Source organism: Thermocatellispora tengchongensis (assembly GCF_014202315.1).
In the GTDB taxonomy this organism is placed as follows: Bacteria; Actinomycetota; Actinomycetes; order Streptosporangiales; family Streptosporangiaceae; genus Thermocatellispora; species Thermocatellispora tengchongensis.
Genome location: NZ_JACHGN010000040.1, coordinates 36,868 through 53,451, shown reverse-complemented (window position 1 = coordinate 53,451; position 16,584 = coordinate 36,868). Strand labels below are relative to the sequence as shown.

Sequence of the window (16,584 nt, the reverse complement as noted above, 5' to 3'; positions counted from 1 at the left end):
CACTCAGAACCCGCTTCCGCAGACACTTACCGCTTAACCTGCAGAAACAGGATCACGCGGAGATCGACTCATACACCACGTCCGTGGACGTGACCCTTCCGTGAGGCGGGATGGGGGCCGGAATCTGCGGAAACGCGGTCCGGGGCCCGGGAGGGGGTGGGGCGGTGGATCATGGGCTGGGGGCCTGAAGGTGGGCGGGCGGTGGGGGTGAGAGGCTGGCGGGGGATGGTGTGAGGGGGTGTGCCATGGGGCCGCGGCCGGTGGTGGCGGAGGTGCGGCGGGCCGTCCGGGAGGCGGTGGGGGATGTGCCGGCGGGGGCGTTGGTGTTGGTGGCGTGCAGTGGTGGGGCCGACTCGCTGGCGTTGGCGGCGGCGTTGGCGTTCGTGGCGCCGCGGGCCGGGTTGCGGGGTGGGCTGGTGACGGTGGATCACGGGTTGCAGGAGGGGTCGGCGCGGCAGGCGGCCGAGGTGGTGCGGGTGGCCGGGGAGCTGGGGCTGGAGCCGGCCGAGGTGCTGACCGTGACGGTGGGGCGGGACGGGGGCCCGGAGGCGGCGGCGCGGCGGGCGCGGTACGCGGCGCTGGACGAGGCCGCGGAGCGGCTGGGGGCCGCGGCGGTGCTGCTCGGGCACACGCTGGACGACCAGGCCGAGACCGTGCTGCTGCGGCTGGCGCGGGGGAGCGGGGTCAGGTCGCTGTCGGGCATGGCGGAGGTGGCGGGGCGCTACCGGCGGCCGTTCCTGGGGATCACCAGGGCGACCACGGCGGCGGCGTGCGAGGCGCTGGGGCTGCGGCCGTGGGAGGACCCGCACAACGCCGACGCCCGCTACACGCGCGTACGGGTGCGGTCGCGGCTGCTGCCCGCGCTGGAGGAGGAGCTGGGGCCGGGGGTGGCCGAGGCCCTGGCGCGTACGGCGCGGTTGTGCCGCGAGGACGCCGACGCGCTCGACGCCTGGGCCGAGTCGGCGTATCAGAACGTTCAGGCCGATTCTGCTATAAGCGAAAAACTGGGACCCCTGCCCGAGGGCTCGGTGGTGCTCGACATCGCCGCCATGGGCGATCTGCCGGTCGCCGTTCGCCGGAGGGTCCTCCGGAGGGCGGCGGTCGCCGCCGGGGCCTCTGCGGGGGCTCTGGGGGCCTCCCACGTGCTTCAGATCGACCGGCTGGTCGTGGAGTGGCGGGGGCAGCGCGGCGTGGACCTGCCCGGGGGGGTGGCGGCCTCGCGCCGGTATGGCACTCTGATACTCGCCAGGGGGCGCCCCTGAATCCGGTTACGACCGATTCACGGTTTCGGCCCATCCGAACTCGACCATTAGATAGGTCGGAGGGCGCGGCTCGTCGCGATCCTCCGGCCGACCTGCCCACGCCACACCGCACGTGAAGGAACACCTCAAGGTGGACGCAGCCGACATGGGCGCGGACCTGGAGCGGGTCCTCATCACCGAGGACGAGCTCCAGGCCAAGATCAGGGAACTCGCTGGGAAGATCGACGCGGACTACGCCGGTCGCGACCTGTTGATCGTCGGAGTACTCAAGGGCGCGGTCATGGTGATGGCCGACCTGGCCAGGGCGCTGCACATCCCGGTCCAGATGGACTGGATGGCCGTCTCCTCCTACGGCGCGGGCACCAAGACCTCGGGCGTCGTGCGCGTGCTGAAGGACCTCGACACCGACATCGCCGGCCGGCACGTCCTCGTGGTGGAGGACATCATCGACTCCGGGCTGACCCTCTCGTGGCTGGTGCACAACCTGCGCTCGCGCGAGCCCGCCTCGGTGGAGATCTGCGCCGCGCTGCGCAAGCCCGACGCGATCAAGGTGCCGATCGACGTCAAGTACGTCGGCTTCGACATCCCCAACGAGTTCGTCATCGGGTACGGCCTCGACTACGCCGAGCGCTACCGGAACCTTCCGTTCATCGGCACGCTCGCCCCGCACGTCTACGGCGGAGGCGCCTGACCCGGCGAGATCCGGAGGACCGAAAAGGGGACCGGAAAGTACGCCCTGCGCGAAGCGCGGCGTCCTGCGGGCCGACATTGCTCACACCGGCCGGGAACACCGGCGCGGCTGACGTACGTTGGTAGGGCAAGACCGGTGTACGCGGCGGTGACCCCGCCGCCATGCCGGTGTACCTTCTGACTCTCAAGGGGTGACCTGAGGGCCGCCCCCGGGTAGTCAGTCGGAGCGGTTTGGGATGCCGCGACCCCGGGTCCGCCCGGGGTGCCAGGCCATGGTCAGGAAGGGACGGGCCCGCCGGGGTTCCGCATCGGATGGATCTCAAGAGATTTACGCGTGGGCCACTCCTGTGGATCCTGGGCATCGTCGTGCTGCTCCTGCTCGTCACGACCATGTGGAGCAGCGACGGCAACTTCGAGAGGGCCGACACCTCGACGATCGTCTCCTGGATCGACGAGGGCCGGGTCTCCAATGCCAAGGTCATCGACAAGGACCAGCGCATCGAGGTCACCTTGACCGACGGCAAGCGCTACTACTCCTCGTGGGTGGCCGGTCAGGGAGTGCAGCTCACCCAGCAGCTCCAGTCCGCCAAGGCCGCGGGCAAGCTGCCCAAGGGCTACACGGTGGACGTGCCCAGGGAGAACTTCCTCCTCAGCCTTCTGGTCAGCTTCCTGCCGATCGTCATCATCGTGCTGATCTTCCTGTTCATCATGAACCAGATGCAGGGCGGCGGCTCGCGGGTGATGAACTTCGGCAAGTCCAAGGCGAAGCTGATCACCAAGGACACCCCCAAGACCACCTTCGCCGACGTCGCGGGCGCCGACGAGGCCATCGAGGAGCTCCAGGAGATCAAGGAGTTCCTCCAGGCCCCGGCCAAGTTCCAGGCGATCGGCGCCAAGATCCCCAAGGGCGTGCTGCTGTACGGCCCGCCCGGCACCGGCAAGACCCTGCTCGCCAGGGCGGTGGCCGGTGAGGCCGGGGTGCCGTTCTACTCGATCTCCGGTTCCGACTTCGTCGAGATGTTCGTCGGCGTCGGCGCCTCCCGGGTCCGCGACCTGTTCGAGCAGGCCAAGGCCAACGCCCCGGCGATCATCTTCATCGACGAGATCGACGCGGTGGGCCGCCACCGCGGCGCGGGTCTCGGCGGCGGGCACGACGAGCGCGAGCAGACGCTGAACCAGCTCCTCGTCGAGATGGACGGCTTCGACGTCAAGGGCGGCGTGATCCTGATCGCGGCCACCAACCGGCCCGACATCCTCGACCCGGCGCTGCTGCGTCCCGGCCGCTTCGACCGTCAGGTCACCGTCGACCGGCCCGACCTCGAGGGCCGCAAGGGCATCCTGCGGGTGCACGGCCGCGGCAAGCCGTTCGCCGAGGGCGTCGATCTCGACGTCATCGCGCGCCGCACGCCGGGCTTCACCGGCGCCGACCTCGCCAACGTGATCAACGAGGCCGCGCTGCTCACCGCGCGCGCCGACCAGAAGCTGATCACGATGGAGGTCCTGGAGGAGTCCATCGACCGGGTGATGGCGGGTCCGGAGCGCAAGACCCGGGTCATGTCCGACCAGGAGAAGAAGATTATCGCGTACCACGAGGGCGGTCACGCCCTGGTGGCGCACGCGCTGCCCAACTCCGACCCGGTGCACAAGATCACCATCCTGTCCCGCGGGCGGGCGCTCGGCTACACGATGACGCTGCCGATGGAGGACAAGTTCCTCGCCACCCGCTCCGAGATGATGGACCAGCTCGCGATGCTGCTGGGCGGCCGCACCGCGGAGGAGCTCGTCTTCCACGAGCCCACCACCGGCGCCGCCAACGACATCGAGAAGGCCACCTCCATCGCCCGCCGCATGGTGACCGAGTACGGCATGAGCGAGCAGCTCGGCGCCCGTAAGTTCGGCAGCGGCAACGGCGAGGTCTTCCTCGGTCGCGAGATGGGCCACGAGCGCGACTACTCCGAGAAGATCGCCTCCACGATCGACGAGGAGGTCCGGCGCCTGATCGAGACCGCCCACGACACCGCGTGGGAGATCCTGGTCGAGTACCGCGACGTGCTGGACAACCTGGTCCTGGAGCTCATGGAGAAGGAGACCCTCTCCCGCGAGCAGGTGCTCCAGATCTTCGCCCCCGTGGTCGTCAAGGAGCACCGTCCGTCCTACTCCGGTTACGGCAAGCGGCTGCCCTCCGACCGCCCGCCGGTGCTGACCCGCAAGGAGCAGGGCAACGGCAACGGCGCGCTGCCCGCCGGCACCGGGCTCGGCGAGCCGAAGGACGTCATCCCGCGAGACGGTGTGTAAGTGTGAGTTTCCCCATTGACGACGGTTCCACCCCGACCGGTCACCTGAAGGTCGACACGCCTCGGATCGAGCGGGCCGTACGCGAGATCCTCATCGCCATCGGTGAGGACCCCGACCGCGACGGCCTGCTCGACACCCCGAGCCGGGTCGCCCGCGCGTACGCCGAGCAGTTCGCCGGTCTGGGGCAGAAGCCCACCGACGTGCTGACCACGGTGTTCGACGCCGACCACGACGAGATGGTGCTCGTGCGCGACATCGAGGTCTACTCGACCTGCGAGCACCACCTCGTGCCCTTCCACGGGGTGGCGCACGTCGGCTACATCCCCAACGACAAGGGCCAGATCACCGGCCTGTCCAAGCTGGCCAGGCTGGTGGACGTCTACGCGCGCCGCCCGCAGGTGCAGGAGCGGATGACGTCCCAGATCGCCGACGCGCTGATGGAGGTGCTGGAGCCCCGCGGCGTGATCGTGGTCGTGGAGTGCGAGCACCTGTGCATGACCATGCGCGGCGTGCGCAAGCCCGGCGCCAAGACCATCACCTCGGCCGTACGCGGCGACTTCCGCAGCAGCGACAAGACGCGCGCCGAGGCGATGTCGCTGATCCTCGGCCGCTGAGGTCGTTCGAGGTCGCTTGAGGTCATTCGAGGTCGCATGAGGTCGCTTGAGGTCGTTCGAGGCTCTTGAGGCTCTGAGGCTGTTGAGGCTTGTGCGTCTGGGCGGGTTTGGAGCGCGGGCCGGCAGGGGGTCGGCGGGGGTTCGCCGGGGCGTGACATCGGGCTCGTCGATTCGTTATTTCCCGAGCGGGCCCACCGCGCCGAAGAGTGCCGGGCACGACCTAGGCTTGTCGGCATGACCACGTGGAGTGTGCCGCAGATGCCCGTCGAGGAGCGGTGCCTTGTGATGGGCGTGGTCAACGTCACGCCCGACTCCTTCTCGGACGGCGGGCAGTGGTTCGACGAGGACGCCGCGATCCGGCACGGCCTGGAACTGGTGCGCCAAGGCGCCGACATCGTGGACGTCGGCGGCGAGTCCACCCGTCCGGGCGCGGCCAGGGTGTCGCTGGAGGAGGAGCTGGCCCGGGTGACCCCGGTCATCGCGGCGCTGACCCGCGAGGGGGTGACGGTCAGCGTCGATACCATGCGGGCCGAGGTCGCTCAGGCGGCGGTCGAGGTGGGCGCCAAGCTGGTCAACGACGTCAGCGGCGGGCTGGCCGACCCGGCGATGCCCCGCGTGGTGGCCGCCGCCCGCGTGCCGTACGTCGTGATGCACTGGCGCGGCCACAGCCACGACATGGAGAGCCGCGCGGTCTACTCCGACGTGGTGACCGAGGTGCGCGAGGAGCTGGCCAAGCGGGTCGATCTCGTGCTGACCGAGGGCGTGGCGCCGGAGCAGATCGTGCTCGACCCCGGCCTCGGCTTCGCCAAGAACGCCGAGCACAACTGGAAGGTGCTGGCCGGGCTGGGCAAGCTGGCCGAGCTGGGCTACCCGCTGCTCATCGGCGCCTCCCGCAAGCGGTTCCTGGGCCGGCTGCTGGCCGGCCCCGACGGCCACCCGCGCCCGTTCCACAAGTGCGACGACGCCACCACGGCGGTGACGGCCCTGGCCGCGGCGGCGGGGGCGTGGTGCGTACGCGTGCATCACGTCGGCCCCAACGCCGACGCGGTGCGCGTGGCGGCGGCCTGGACCGGCGGGGGCGTCCGATGATCCCGATGGCGATGCGTGGAGGAGAGCGATGAGCGTCGACACGGTGGCCGTCGAGACGGTCAACCAGGCGTTCTACACCGCCATCGAGGAGGCCGACCTCGACAAGATGACCGACATCTGGGCGGTCGACTCCGAGCACATGCGGGTGAACTGCGTCCATCCGGGCTGGCCGATGCTCACCGGGCGGGCCGAGGTGCTGCGGTCCTGGGCGCTGATCATGGCCAACACGCCCTACATCCAGTTCGTGCTGACCGACGTCAACGTCACCGTGTTCGGCGACGTCGCGGTGCTGACCTGCGCCGAGAACATCCTCACCGCGGGCGAGGCGGGTGATGACAGCTTCGCCGCGGGGAAGGTGGTGGCGAGCAACACCTTCGTGCGGACGCCCGAGGGGTGGCGGCTGTGGATGTACCACGGCTCGCCGGTCCTGCCGGGCAACGACGACGACGAGGACGAGGAGGAGCCGGCGTGACACCGACCGCGGCCGAACCGGATCGGATCACCCTGTCCGGGCTGCGCGCGCGGGGCTTCCACGGTGTGCTGCCGGCCGAGCGGGAGCTGGGCCAGGAGTTCGTGGTGGACGTCACGCTGCGCCTCGACACCAGAGCCGCCGCCGCGGGTGACGACCTGGCCGAGACCGTCGACTACGGCACCCTCGCCGCCCGGCTGGCCCGGGTGGTCGAGGGCGAGCCGGTGCGCCTGATCGAGACCCTGGCGCAGCGCCTGGCCGACGTCTGCCTGGCCGAGGAGCGGGTGACGGAGGTCGAGGTGAGCGTGCACAAGCCCGGGGCCCCCATCCCGCTGCCCTTCGACGACGTCGTGGTGACGATCACGAGGAGGCGCGGATGAGGGCCGTGCTCGCACTTGGCAGCAACCTGGGGCGCCGGTTCGACACCCTGCAAGGGGCGATCGACGCGCTGTTCGACGCGCCGGGCCTGGAGTTCGTCGCGGTGTCGCCGGTCTACGAGACCGAGCCGGTCGGCGGGCCGGAGCAGGGGCCGTACCTCAACGCCGTGGTGATCGCCGAGACCGCTCTGGAGCCGCACGCGCTGCTGGAGCGGGCGCTGAACGTGGAGGACGCGTTCGGCCGCGAGCGCGGCGAGCGCTGGGGGCCGCGCACGCTCGACGTCGACCTGATCGCGGTCGGCGACCTGGTGGTGGACGACGAGGAGCTGACCTTGCCCCATCCGCGGGCCCATGAGCGGGCCTTCGTGCTGGTCCCGTGGGCCGACGCCGATCCCGAGGCCGAGCTGCCCGGCCGGGGCCGGGTGCGCGACCTGCTCGCCGGGGTCGCCGACCAGAAGGTACGCCGGTGCCCCGAGCGCCGCCTCCAGGTGCCGATGTGAAGGCCACCCGCCCGGTGGTGCTCATCGCCATCGTCGTCGTGGTCGCCGCGCTGACCTGGGTCCTGCTCAACCCGTTCTACAGCGACCTGCCGACCCTCCCGTGGACCGCGATCCCGACCGTGCTGCTGCTCGCGCTCGGCGAGGGCTACAGCGGCTGGATGACCAAGGCCAGGATCGAGCGCCGCGGCAACACCAAACCGGTCGAACCGCTGGCCGTGGCCCGGCTGGCGGCGCTGGCCAAGGCGTCGTCGTACGCGGGCGCGGTGTTCGCGGGGGTGTTCGCCGGCTTCGTGCTGTACGTGATGGAGCGGCTGGACCAGGACACCCCGCAGCGCGACTTCTTCATCGCGGGCGGGTCGTTCATCTCCTGCGTGCTGCTGATCTGCGCGGCGTTGTACCTGGAGTTCTGCTGCCGGGTCCCGGAGGACAAGGACGAGGCCGACCGGCACTGAGCGCGCGCCGCTGCTTTCCGATCACTTGTCGATGTCGCCCACCACGAAGAACATCGAGCCCAGGATCGCGATCATGTCGGCGACGAGGTGGCCGGGCAGGATCTCGCGCAGCACCTGGATGTTGTTGTACGACGCCGAGCGCAGCTTGAGCCGCCACGGGGTCTTCTCGCCGCGTGAGACGAGGTAGTAGCCGTTGATGCCGAGCGGGTTCTCGGTCCAGGCGTAGGTGTGGCCCTCGGGCACCTTCAGCACCTTGGGCAGGCGCTGGTTGATCGGGCCCTGCGGCAGCCCGCGCAGCCGCTCGATGCACGCGTCGGCGAGGTCGAGGGAGACCTTGACCTGGCCCATCAGCACCTCGAACCGGGCCAGGCAGTCGCCGGCCGTACGGGTGACGACCTTGACCGGCAGTTCGCCGTAGGCGAGGTACGGCTCGTCGCGGCGCAGGTCCATGTCCACGCCGGACGCGCGGGCGATGGGGCCGCTCACGCCGTACTGCATGATCGTCTCGTGGTCGAGCACGCCCACGCCGCGGGTGCGGGCCAGGAAGATGTCGTTGCCGAACATCAGGTCCTCGATCTGCGGCAGCCGGGCCCGCACTCCGGCGACGGCCTGGCTCGCGCGGTCGAGCCAGCCCAGCGGCAGCTCCTCCTTCAGCCCGCCCACCCGGTTGAACATGTAGTGCATCCGGCCGCCGGAGATCTCCTCCATCACCGCCTGGAGCCGCTCGCGCTCGCTGAAGGAGTAGAAGATCGGGGTCATCGCCCCCAGCTCCAGCGGGTAGGAGCCGAGGAACATCAGGTGGTTGAGCACCCGGTTCAGCTCGGCCAGCAGGGTGCGCGCCCACACCGCGCGCACCGGCACCTCCATGCCCAGCAGGCGTTCGACCGCGATCACCACGCCCAGCTCGTTGGCGAACGCCGACAGCCAGTCGTGCCGGTTGGCCAGCACGATGATCTGCCGGTAGTCGCGCACCTCGAACAGCTTCTCGGCGCCGCGGTGCATGTAGCCCACGATCGGCTCGGCGGAGCTGATCCGCTCGCCGTCGAGCGTGAGCCGCAGCCGCAGCACGCCGTGGGTGGACGGGTGCTGCGGGCCGATGTTGAGGACCATGTCCTCGGTGGCCAGCTCCTTCGCGCCGGCCCCCATGCCCACGATCCGCTCGGTGGTGCCCCGCTCCTGCTCGGTGCTCATATGCCTCATGCTGCCACGTCGCGGGCAGGTGGCAATGCTCCCCGTCGCGCCCGCTGTCAGCCCCCCGTCAGCGCCGCCCGGCGAGCTCGCGCAGCGCGGCGGTCAGGCGGTCCACGTGCTCCTCGGTGGTGCCCAGGCCGATGGACGCCCGTACGGCTCCGCCGGTGCCGGACGCGCAGTCGCCGTCGCCCAGCAGGTGGCGGACGAACGGGTGGGCGCAGAACCGGCCGTCGCGCACCCCGATGCCGTACTCCGCGGACAGGGCTTCGGCCACCTCGCGGGCCGTCCACCCGGCCAGCGTGAACGACACGATGCCCACCCGTGGGTGGTCCGGCCCCCACAGCGACAGCTCGCGCAGGCCCGGCACGCTCGCCAGCCCGGCGCGCAGCCGGGCGAGCAGCCGCTCCTCACGGCGTACCAGCGGGGTCCACCCGGTGGCCGACAGGGCCTCGCACGCGGCAGCCAGCGCGATGGCGCCCAGCACGTTGGGCGTGCCCGCCTCGTGCCGCTGCTCGGGGTCCTCGCTCCACTGCGGGGCGTCGGCCTCGGCCACGTCGCGGGAGGCGCCGCCGCCGCGCAGGTACGGCTCGGCCGCCGCCAGCCAGTCGGGCCGTCCGATCAGCGCGCCCGCGCCGAAGGGGGCGTACAGCTTGTGCCCGGAGAACGCCACGTAGTCCAGGTCGAGCGCGGCGAGGTTGAGCCCGCGGTGCGGGGCGAGCTGGGCGGCGTCCACCAGGATGCGCGCGCCGTGGCGGTGCGCGATGTGCGCGAGCGCGGCGATCGGCCACAGCTCGCCGGTGACGTTGGACGCCGCGGTGACCACGAGCAGCGCGGGCCCCTCGATCCCGGCGAGGGCGTCGTCGGCGGCGCGTACGGCCTCGCCGGGGAAGGCGGGCGGCGCCAGGCGCACGGCGCGGGGCCAGGGCAGCAGCGAGGCGTGGTGCTCGGTGTCGAACACCACCACGGTCGTGCCCTCGGGCAGGCAGCGGGCCAGCAGGTTGGTGGCGTCGGTGGTGTTGCGGGTGAACACCACCGCGTCGCCCGGACGGGCGCCGGCGAACGCGCGTACGGTGTGCCGGGCCTGCTCGTAACGGGCGGTGGTGAGCTGGGAGGCGTAGCCGGCCCCGCGGTGCACGCTGGAGTAGGCCGGCAGCGCCGCCGCCACGGCCTCCTGCGCCGCGGCCAGACAGGGCGCGCTGGCCGCGTAGTCGAAGTTCGCGTACGGCACCAGCCGGCCCCCGCGCACCGGGACCTCAAGGTCGGCGCCGAGCACCGCCGGCAGCGCGCGACCACCGGCCGGAACCCCGGGCCGAGCCCCGGGCTGAGCCCCGGATCGAGCCCCGGATCGAGCTGCGGCCTGGGCGCCGGTCGGAGCCTCCGGGACCTCGGCCTGGGCCCCGGCCGGAGCCTGGGGCTGAGCGCCGGCCCGAACCTGGGGCTGGACCTCAGGCCGGGCCTCGGGCCGAGCCTCGTGCCGGGCCTCGTGCGCCGGGGCGAGAATGCTGAGAACGGACATCGCCTGGCCTCCTTCGTGGGTCGTCGGACCCACGCCATGGCGATGAGGCACGAGCCCGCGCTTGCCCGGCGCGGTCGCGCCGGACCAGGTCCTCACCCGGGGCACCCCGCCGCGGACGCGAGGGTTGCCGGCCAGCGAGCCGGGGCTTGGCGCTGGCGCTCATGACCTTGGCCAGCACTATAACCCGGCCCCCCGCGTCGATCGCAAATCGGTAACCGGCGAACTTTTCTTCAGGCGAAGGCGTTGGGCGCTGAAAGAACCCGCAAAGTGAACCTTCTTCGACCCCATCCCGCCTGCCCAGGGAGGGAGCCGGGCCGAGATCCGGGGCTCCGGGAGATCGGCGAGAGTCGCGCCGATCCCCCGGATCGCGTATCGGCGCCGGGCGACACCCATGGGAGCAGGGCGGTCGCGGAAGGTACACAGACCGCAGACAACGGGCCGGAGGTATGACCCGATGGAGTGGCTGGCCGATCCGCAGATATGGATCGGATTCCTCACGCTGGTGGCGCTGGAGATCGTCCTAGGGATCGACAACATCATCTTCATTTCGATCCTGGCCGGGAAGCTGCCCCCCGAACAGCGCGACCGGGCCCGGGTGCTCGGCCTCGCCGCCGCGCTGGTCAGTCGGCTGGTGCTGCTTTTCGCGCTGTCGTGGGTGGTTCGGCTCACCGAGCCCCTGTTCGAAGTGTTCGGGCAGGAGATATCCGGACGCGACCTGATCCTGATCCTGGGCGGGCTGTTCCTGCTCGGCAAGAGCACCTTCGAGATCGGCGACAGCCTGGAGGGCAAGTCGGGCCACGCGGGCGGCAAGGTGGCCGCCTCGTTCACCGCGGTGATCATCCAGATCATGGTGCTCGACATCGTGTTCTCGCTCGACTCGGTGATCACGGCGGTCGGCATGGTGGACGAGATCGGCGTGATGATCGCCGCCGTCGTCGTCGCGGTCGCGGTGATGCTGTTCGCCTCCGGCCCGATCAGCCGGTTCGTGGACAGCCACCCGAGCATCAAGATGCTGGCGCTGGCGTTCCTGGTGCTGATCGGCGTGATGCTCATGGCCGAGGGCTTCGACCAGCACATCCCCAAGGGCTACATCTACTTCGCGATGGCGTTCTCGGTCGTGGTGGAACTGCTCAACATCCGCGCCCGCAGCCGCGCCGGCAAGCAGGACGCGGTGGCCCTGCACGGCCGCTACCAGGAGGAGGCAAAGAACGACCCCGTAGCATGACATAGTGCGATTCGATCCCTGGAATCCGGATTTCGTGGCGCACCCGTACGACGTGTACGCGGAGCTGCGCGCCACCTCCCCGGTGACCTTCTTCGAGCCCACGGGGCAGTGGCTGGTCGCCCGCCACGCGGACGTCAACGCCCTGCTCCGTGACCGCAGGCTCGGCCGCTCCTACCTGCACGTGGCCACCCACGAGGAGTTCGGCCGGGAGCCGGAGCCGGAGTTCCAGGCGCCGTTCTGGCGGGTGATCAGGGCCGGGATGCTGGACGTCGAGCCGCCGGTGCACACGCGGCTGCGGCGTCTGGTGTCCAAGGCGTTCACGCCGCGCATGGTCGAGTCGCTGCGCCCCCGGATCAGGAAGGTCGCCACGGAACTGGCCGAGGGCCTGGTGGAACGGGGCGGCGGCGACCTCATCGCCGAGGTCGCCGAGCCCCTTCCGGTGCTCGTGATCGCCGAGATGCTGGGCATCCCCGAGGCCGACCGGCACCTCCTGCGCCCCTGGTCGGCGGACATCTGCGGCATGTACGAGCTGAACCCGTCGCTGGAGGCCCAGCACACGGCCGTACGGGCGGCGGAGGAGTTCTCCGCCTACCTGCGCGAGCTGTCCCGCGCCCGCCGCGAGGCGCCCGGTGACGACCTGATCAGCGCCCTCGCCCAGGTGGTGGACGAGGGCGACCGGCTCACCGAGGACGAGCTGATCGGCACCTGCGTCCTGCTGCTGAACGCGGGCCACGAGGCCACGGTCAACGTGACCGGCAACGGCTGGTGGTCCCTGTTCCGCAACCCGGACGAGCTGGCCCGGCTGCGCGCCGACCTCTCGCTGCTGCCGACGGCGGTGGAGGAGCTGATGCGCTACGACACCCCGCTGCAGATGTTCGAGCGCTGGGTCCTGGAGCCCATCACGGTCCACGGCGTGGAGATCCCCCGGGGCGTGGAGGTCGCCCTGCTGTTCGGCTCGGCCAATCGCGACGAGGCGGTCTTCGACGCCCCCGCCCGCCTCGACGTCGGCCGCCGCGACAACCCGCACATCTCCTTCGGCGCCGGCATCCACTTCTGCCTGGGCGCCCCGCTCGCCCGGATCGAGCTGGCCGAGTCCTTCGCCGCGCTCCTTCGCGCGGCCCCCGGGCTCACCCTGGCCGAGGCTCCCACGTGGAAGCCCGGCTACGTGATCCGGGGGCTCAGCGCGCTCCAGGTGACCGTCTAGCCGTCCTTGGACGCCTCGGGCTCCGGCTGGGCGGCCGTGACGTCCGGGCGGCGGCGCAGCCCGGCGAAGGCGCCCCGCAGGACCTCGCCGAGGCGGCTGAACGGCGGGCTGGAGGCCACCCGGGCGGCCAGCGGGCCGAAGGCCGCGAGGATGAGGACGTACGTGGCGGCCAGCGGGCCGAGGTCGGGGTGGGCACCGGCGCCCACGGCCAGTCCGGCGATGACGATGTTGAACTCGCCGCGGGGGATCAGCGCGATGCCGGCCCGGGTGCGGCCCGCGCGGCCGATGCCCGCGCGCTTGGCGGCGTAGATGCCGGTGAGCAGCTTGGTGGCCATGCTGACCACGGCGAGCAGCACGGCCAGGCCGGCGACCGGCGGGATCGCGCCGGGGTCGGTCTGCAGGCCGAAGAAGACGAAGAAGACCGCGGCGAACAGGTCGCGGATCGGGGTGAGCAGGGCACGGGCGTCCTCGGCCAGCTCGCCGGACAGCGCGATGCCGACCAGGAACGCGCCCACCGCGGCCGAGACCTGGAGCTGCTGGGCGGCCCCGGCCACCAGCATGGCCAGGCCGATCACCTTCAGCAGCAGGACCTCGGAGTTGGGGCTGGCCACGAACGCCTCGATGTACTTGCCGAAGCGCAGCGCGACCACCAGCACCACGGTGACCGTGGCCAGCGCGATGGCCACCGTCAGGGCACCGCTGAGCAGGCTCAGCCCGGCCAGCAGGGCGGTGAGGATGGGCAGGTAGAGGGCCATGGTCAGGTCCTCGAAGACCAGCAGCGAGAGCACCACCGGGGTCTCGCGGTTGCCGATCCAGCCGAGGTCCGACAGCACCTTCGCGGTGATGCCGGAGGAGGTCGCGTACGTGACGCCGGCCATGGCCACCGCCGCCACCGGGCCCCAGCCCAGCATCAGCGCGCAGGCGGCCCCGGGCGCCGCGTTGAGCACCAGGTCCACGATGCCGGCGCGCGCGTTGCCGCGCAGGCTGCCGACCAGCTCGTCCGCGTTGTACTCCAGGCCCAGCGTGAGCAGCAGCAGGATCACGCCCAGCTCGGCGCCGACCGAGATGAACTCCTCGCTGGTGGCCAGCGGCAGCAGGCCGCCCTGCCCGAAGGCGAGCCCGGCTATCAGGTAGAGGGGGATGGGGGAGATGCCGGCCCGCAGCGCCAGCGCGCCGAGCACGCCGAGGCCGAGGACCACACCGCCGAGTTCCAGGAACAGTATCGCCGTCTCGTGCAATGCGCGCCCTATCCGTCGGCCAGGATCTCGGCCACGGCGGACGTGCTCTCCTCGCCGCCGACGACGACCACGACGTCGCCGGGGGCCAGGACGAAGTCGGGCGTGGGGCTGGCGATCACCTGGCCCCCGCGCACCACGGCGACGATCGAGGCGCCCGTACGGGTGCGCACGCGCGCGTCGCCCATGGGCCGGCCCGCGTACGGCGAGCCGGCCGTGATCGGAAGCTGGAGGCTGACCAGGCCGGCCACCTGCGCGTGCAGCTCGTTGAGCCGCTGCACGATGCGGGGCGCGCCCAGCAGCTCGACCAGGGCGTCGGCCTCCTCGTCGTTGAGCTGGACGGCGTCGCAGACCCGGTCGGGGTCGGAGGGGTCGTAGATCACCAGATCACGGCGTCCGGTGCGGTGGCTGACGATCCCGATGCGCCTGCCCGACCGGGTGGTGAACTCGTGTTTCAGCCCTATACCGGGCAGCGCCGTCTGCTCGATGTCCACGGGTAAGCCACTCTCTCTGAACTGCCTCTTACGCAATCCAGGCTATCGCGTGGTCCTACCGTGGCGTTTTCACAGCTCGATGTCCTGCGACAGCCAGCCGAAGCTCCCCAGGCCGCCCGGATCGATCAGCTCGGCCTCCTGGGAGGAGCGCGCCAGGGCCCGCAGGTACGTGCGCGGGTCGGTGTGCGCCAGCGCCAGCAGGGGGCGGGCGCCGGTCATCCCGAGCGCGCGCAGCGCCTCGCGCTGGGTGGTCAGCGTGGTCGAGGCTGTGGAAAACCCGCGGGCCCGCTCGGCCGCCGCCGCGCACGCGTCGAGCGCGACGTGCGCGGTGATATCGCAGGTTCCATCGGGAATGGGCGGTACGACCGACCCGTCGCGGTAGCCGGTGAGAGTGCCACAGAGCGGGCGGTTATCCACAGGGTGTGCATAATCAATCGCTATCGCCCGGCCCCGGACGATCCGGGTCACCACCCCCGCCCACGCCTCGTCCCGCGATCGGCCGATCTCGGCCCGCAGGCCCACCGCGGGCAGCGGCCACCAGCGCTCCAGCCACTCGGCGTCGGCGGGCTCGGGCGGCGGGCCGAGGCGTTCCTCGCCGGTCGCCGGATCGACCAGCACCAGGCGGGGCCCGTCGGCCGTCTGCTCGGCGAAGTCGAGCGGCACGTTGTCCAGCCACTCGTTGGCGATCACCAGGCCGGTGATCGAGCCGGGCGGCGCCGCGGCCCAGGTGATCGCCTCGGGCAGGCCGGGCGGCCGGTCGGCGAGGTCCACGGCCGTGATCGCCAGCCGCGCCGCCAGCGACGGGGGCGCGAGGTCGAGCACGTGGCGCACCAGCGTGCCCTCGCCCGCGCCGACGTCCACCAGATCGATCCGGGACGGCCGGCCGAGCCTGGCGTCCACGTCGGCCAATATCGTCAGCACCGCCTCGGCGAAGATCGGCGAGGCGCTGACGGACGTGCGGAAATGGCGTGAGGGCCGCTCGCGGAGGTAGAACCCGCCCTCGCCGTAAAGAGCCCGCTCCATGGCGGCGCGCCAGGTTGGCCACACGCCTGTTGACGCTATATCCCCGGCGTCCGCGGGGCCTTCACCGTTGAGCCAGATGGTCATGGCGCAACGATGACACGTACGGTCATCATATAGCTACACACTGTCGTCTCTTTGCGCTAACGTTGCCTGGCGTGCCGGAAGGCCCGGGCTTCCGGTGGCACGGCGTGCCGGAGGGATCGAGCCTTCGGCTGCGCACCGAAAGCATGTGCGGCGACGCGCCCCCGCGTGCGCCCCAGGAACGAAAGGAACCCTCGTGCTCAAGAAGCTCGGCGTCACCTTCGCCGTCGCAGGCATCGTCGGCCTGGCCGCCCCCGCCGCCGCCCACGCCGACATCGTCACCAGCGGAATCGGCGGGGTCCTGTCCGGCAACCAGGTGGTCGTCCCGATCGTCGCCCCGATCAACGTCTGCGGCAACGCGGTCGCGGTGATCGGCGGCGCCATCGCGGGCTGCAAGGGCGGCGCCGTGGCGGCCCACCACTGAGCCACCACCAGGCCACCACTGGGGCCGTCACCGGGGCCATCACCAGGCCACCGGTGAACTGAGCCACCACTGAACTGAGCCACCACTGAACCAGTGTCCGCGGACTCGCCGCACCTCTCGCGCGCACCCGGTCCGCGGGCCAGTGGACCCGCGTCTCCGGCTTCGCGCCGCGGCTCGGGGCGGAAGCCGCTCGGTGACGGACTCGCTGTCGTCCGTGGCCGGTCAGTCGGCGGATGGCCGGCCGCGCAAGGCCCATCCGACGCACGGCGCGCTCCCGCCCCTGGAGAGGGGTAAAGGGATTCAGACCCGCGGCCGGCGAGGCCGGAAGACGCGAGAACGGGCGCCGGGCCCCCACACGGGGCTCGGCGCCCGCTGCTTGAACCAGTTCCACCCGAGGCCATGAACGCCCGCTTCCTCATGCGTGGTGTTCCCGGAGAGCGAGC

General features: G+C 71.5%; 17 protein-coding genes and 1 riboswitch. Of the genes, 12 read left to right on the top strand and 5 right to left on the bottom strand.

Annotated elements, in window-relative coordinates; translation table 11 throughout:
* The first annotated feature begins 245 nt into the window (after positions 1 to 245).
* The 9 genes from tilS to HNP84_RS49490 all read left to right on the top strand — a co-directional run bounded on the left by tilS (position 246) and on the right by HNP84_RS49490 (position 7,748).
* A complete protein-coding gene (gene tilS, locus HNP84_RS49530; protein WP_185057127.1) occupies positions 246 to 1,262 on the top strand; it encodes a tRNA lysidine(34) synthetase TilS in 1,017 nt (338 codons plus the stop codon).
* Positions 1,263 to 1,392: 130 nt separating this feature from the next.
* Positions 1,393 to 1,953 carry a hypoxanthine phosphoribosyltransferase gene (gene hpt, locus HNP84_RS49525; RefSeq protein ID WP_185057126.1) on the top strand — a complete coding sequence of 187 codons (561 nt, stop codon included), beginning with the start codon at positions 1,393 to 1,395 and terminating at the stop codon, positions 1,951 to 1,953.
* 311 nt (positions 1,954 to 2,264) lie between these two features.
* Complete coding sequence (gene ftsH, locus HNP84_RS49520) at positions 2,265 to 4,247, top strand: ATP-dependent zinc metalloprotease FtsH (protein WP_185057125.1); 1,983 nt, start codon at positions 2,265 to 2,267, stop codon at positions 4,245 to 4,247.
* 2 nt (positions 4,248 to 4,249) lie between these two features.
* The gene (gene folE, locus HNP84_RS49515; RefSeq protein ID WP_185057124.1) at positions 4,250 to 4,861 is read left to right on the top strand and encodes a GTP cyclohydrolase I FolE; all 612 of its coding nucleotides are present in this window, start codon (positions 4,250 to 4,252) and stop codon (positions 4,859 to 4,861) included.
* A gap of 234 nt (positions 4,862 to 5,095) precedes the next feature.
* Entirely contained in the window at positions 5,096 to 5,950 is an 855-nt protein-coding gene (gene folP, locus HNP84_RS49510) for a dihydropteroate synthase (protein ID WP_446697331.1), read from the top strand.
* A gap of 28 nt (positions 5,951 to 5,978) precedes the next feature.
* On the top strand, positions 5,979 to 6,422 hold the full coding sequence (locus HNP84_RS49505; protein WP_185057123.1) for a nuclear transport factor 2 family protein: 444 nt from the start codon (positions 5,979 to 5,981) through the stop codon (positions 6,420 to 6,422).
* Positions 6,419 to 6,799 (top strand): dihydroneopterin aldolase, encoded by a 381-nt coding sequence (gene folB, locus HNP84_RS49500; RefSeq protein WP_185057122.1) that lies wholly within the window; start codon positions 6,419 to 6,421, stop codon positions 6,797 to 6,799. The genes HNP84_RS49505 and folB overlap by 4 nt, the downstream gene beginning before the upstream one ends.
* Positions 6,796 to 7,296, top strand: a complete 501-nt coding sequence (gene folK, locus HNP84_RS49495) for a 2-amino-4-hydroxy-6-hydroxymethyldihydropteridine diphosphokinase (RefSeq protein ID WP_185057121.1) — start codon at positions 6,796 to 6,798, stop codon at positions 7,294 to 7,296. The genes folB and folK overlap by 4 nt, the downstream gene beginning before the upstream one ends.
* Complete coding sequence (locus HNP84_RS49490; RefSeq protein ID WP_185057120.1) at positions 7,293 to 7,748, top strand: DUF3180 domain-containing protein; 456 nt, start codon at positions 7,293 to 7,295, stop codon at positions 7,746 to 7,748. The genes folK and HNP84_RS49490 overlap by 4 nt, the downstream gene beginning before the upstream one ends.
* A gap of 21 nt (positions 7,749 to 7,769) precedes the next feature.
* Here HNP84_RS49490 and HNP84_RS49485 read toward each other — a convergent pair whose 3' ends face one another.
* Together HNP84_RS49485 and HNP84_RS49480 are read right to left on the bottom strand one after the other, a co-directional pair.
* Positions 7,770 to 8,939 (bottom strand): NADH-quinone oxidoreductase subunit D, encoded by a 1,170-nt coding sequence (locus tag HNP84_RS49485; RefSeq protein WP_185057119.1) that lies wholly within the window; start codon positions 8,937 to 8,939, stop codon positions 7,770 to 7,772.
* A gap of 67 nt (positions 8,940 to 9,006) precedes the next feature.
* Positions 9,007 to 10,455, bottom strand: a complete 1,449-nt coding sequence (locus tag HNP84_RS49480) for an aminotransferase class V-fold PLP-dependent enzyme (protein WP_246519617.1) — start codon at positions 10,453 to 10,455, stop codon at positions 9,007 to 9,009.
* Positions 10,456 to 10,507: 52 nt separating this feature from the next.
* Positions 10,508 to 10,622, bottom strand: a riboswitch (SAM riboswitch).
* Positions 10,623 to 10,909: 287 nt separating this feature from the next.
* On the opposite strand from HNP84_RS49480, the gene HNP84_RS49475 reads away from it, so the two are divergent.
* Positions 10,910 to 11,680, top strand: coding sequence for a TerC family protein (locus HNP84_RS49475; RefSeq protein ID WP_185057118.1), 771 nt, complete (start codon positions 10,910 to 10,912; stop codon positions 11,678 to 11,680).
* A gap of 4 nt (positions 11,681 to 11,684) precedes the next feature.
* Positions 11,685 to 12,884 (top strand): cytochrome P450, encoded by a 1,200-nt coding sequence (locus HNP84_RS49470; RefSeq protein WP_185057117.1) that lies wholly within the window; start codon positions 11,685 to 11,687, stop codon positions 12,882 to 12,884.
* Here HNP84_RS49470 and HNP84_RS49465 read toward each other — a convergent pair.
* The 3 genes from HNP84_RS49465 to HNP84_RS49455 form a co-directional block, all read right to left on the bottom strand.
* Positions 12,881 to 14,122, bottom strand: coding sequence for a cation:proton antiporter (locus HNP84_RS49465; RefSeq protein ID WP_185057116.1), 1,242 nt, complete (start codon positions 14,120 to 14,122; stop codon positions 12,881 to 12,883). The genes HNP84_RS49470 and HNP84_RS49465 overlap by 4 nt on opposite strands.
* Before the next feature lie 8 nt (positions 14,123 to 14,130).
* Positions 14,131 to 14,613 carry a cation:proton antiporter regulatory subunit gene (locus HNP84_RS49460; RefSeq protein ID WP_185057115.1) on the bottom strand — a complete coding sequence of 161 codons (483 nt, stop codon included), beginning with the start codon at positions 14,611 to 14,613 and terminating at the stop codon, positions 14,131 to 14,133.
* Between the two features lie 69 nt (positions 14,614 to 14,682).
* Positions 14,683 to 15,660: an SAM-dependent methyltransferase gene (locus HNP84_RS49455; protein WP_312927422.1), complete on the bottom strand. Its 978-nt coding sequence runs from the start codon at positions 15,658 to 15,660 to the stop codon at positions 14,683 to 14,685.
* Between the two features lie 253 nt (positions 15,661 to 15,913).
* Here HNP84_RS49455 and HNP84_RS49450 point away from each other — a divergent pair, with 253 nt between their 5' ends.
* Positions 15,914 to 16,141: a chaplin family protein gene (locus HNP84_RS49450; RefSeq protein WP_185057113.1), complete on the top strand. Its 228-nt coding sequence runs from the start codon at positions 15,914 to 15,916 to the stop codon at positions 16,139 to 16,141.
* Positions 16,142 to 16,584: the final 443 nt, after the last annotated feature.

What these genes read in the sequence shown, in the direction of transcription:
- tilS (WP_185057127.1), top strand. Translation starts at nt 246, where the DNA reads ATGGGGCCGCGGCCGGTGGTGGCGGAGGTGCGGCGGGCCGTCCGGGAG.
- ftsH (WP_185057125.1), top strand. Translation starts at nt 2,265, where the DNA reads ATGGATCTCAAGAGATTTACGCGTGGGCCACTCCTGTGGATCCTGGGC.
- folP (WP_446697331.1), top strand. Translation starts at nt 5,096, where the DNA reads ATGACCACGTGGAGTGTGCCGCAGATGCCCGTCGAGGAGCGGTGCCTT.
- HNP84_RS49505 (WP_185057123.1), top strand. Translation starts at nt 5,979, where the DNA reads ATGAGCGTCGACACGGTGGCCGTCGAGACGGTCAACCAGGCGTTCTAC.
- folK (WP_185057121.1), top strand. Translation starts at nt 6,796, where the DNA reads ATGAGGGCCGTGCTCGCACTTGGCAGCAACCTGGGGCGCCGGTTCGAC.
- HNP84_RS49485 (WP_185057119.1), bottom strand. Translation starts at nt 8,939, where the DNA reads ATGAGCACCGAGCAGGAGCGGGGCACCACCGAGCGGATCGTGGGCATG.
- HNP84_RS49480 (WP_246519617.1), bottom strand. Translation starts at nt 10,455, where the DNA reads ATGTCCGTTCTCAGCATTCTCGCCCCGGCGCACGAGGCCCGGCACGAG.
- HNP84_RS49475 (WP_185057118.1), top strand. Translation starts at nt 10,910, where the DNA reads ATGGAGTGGCTGGCCGATCCGCAGATATGGATCGGATTCCTCACGCTG.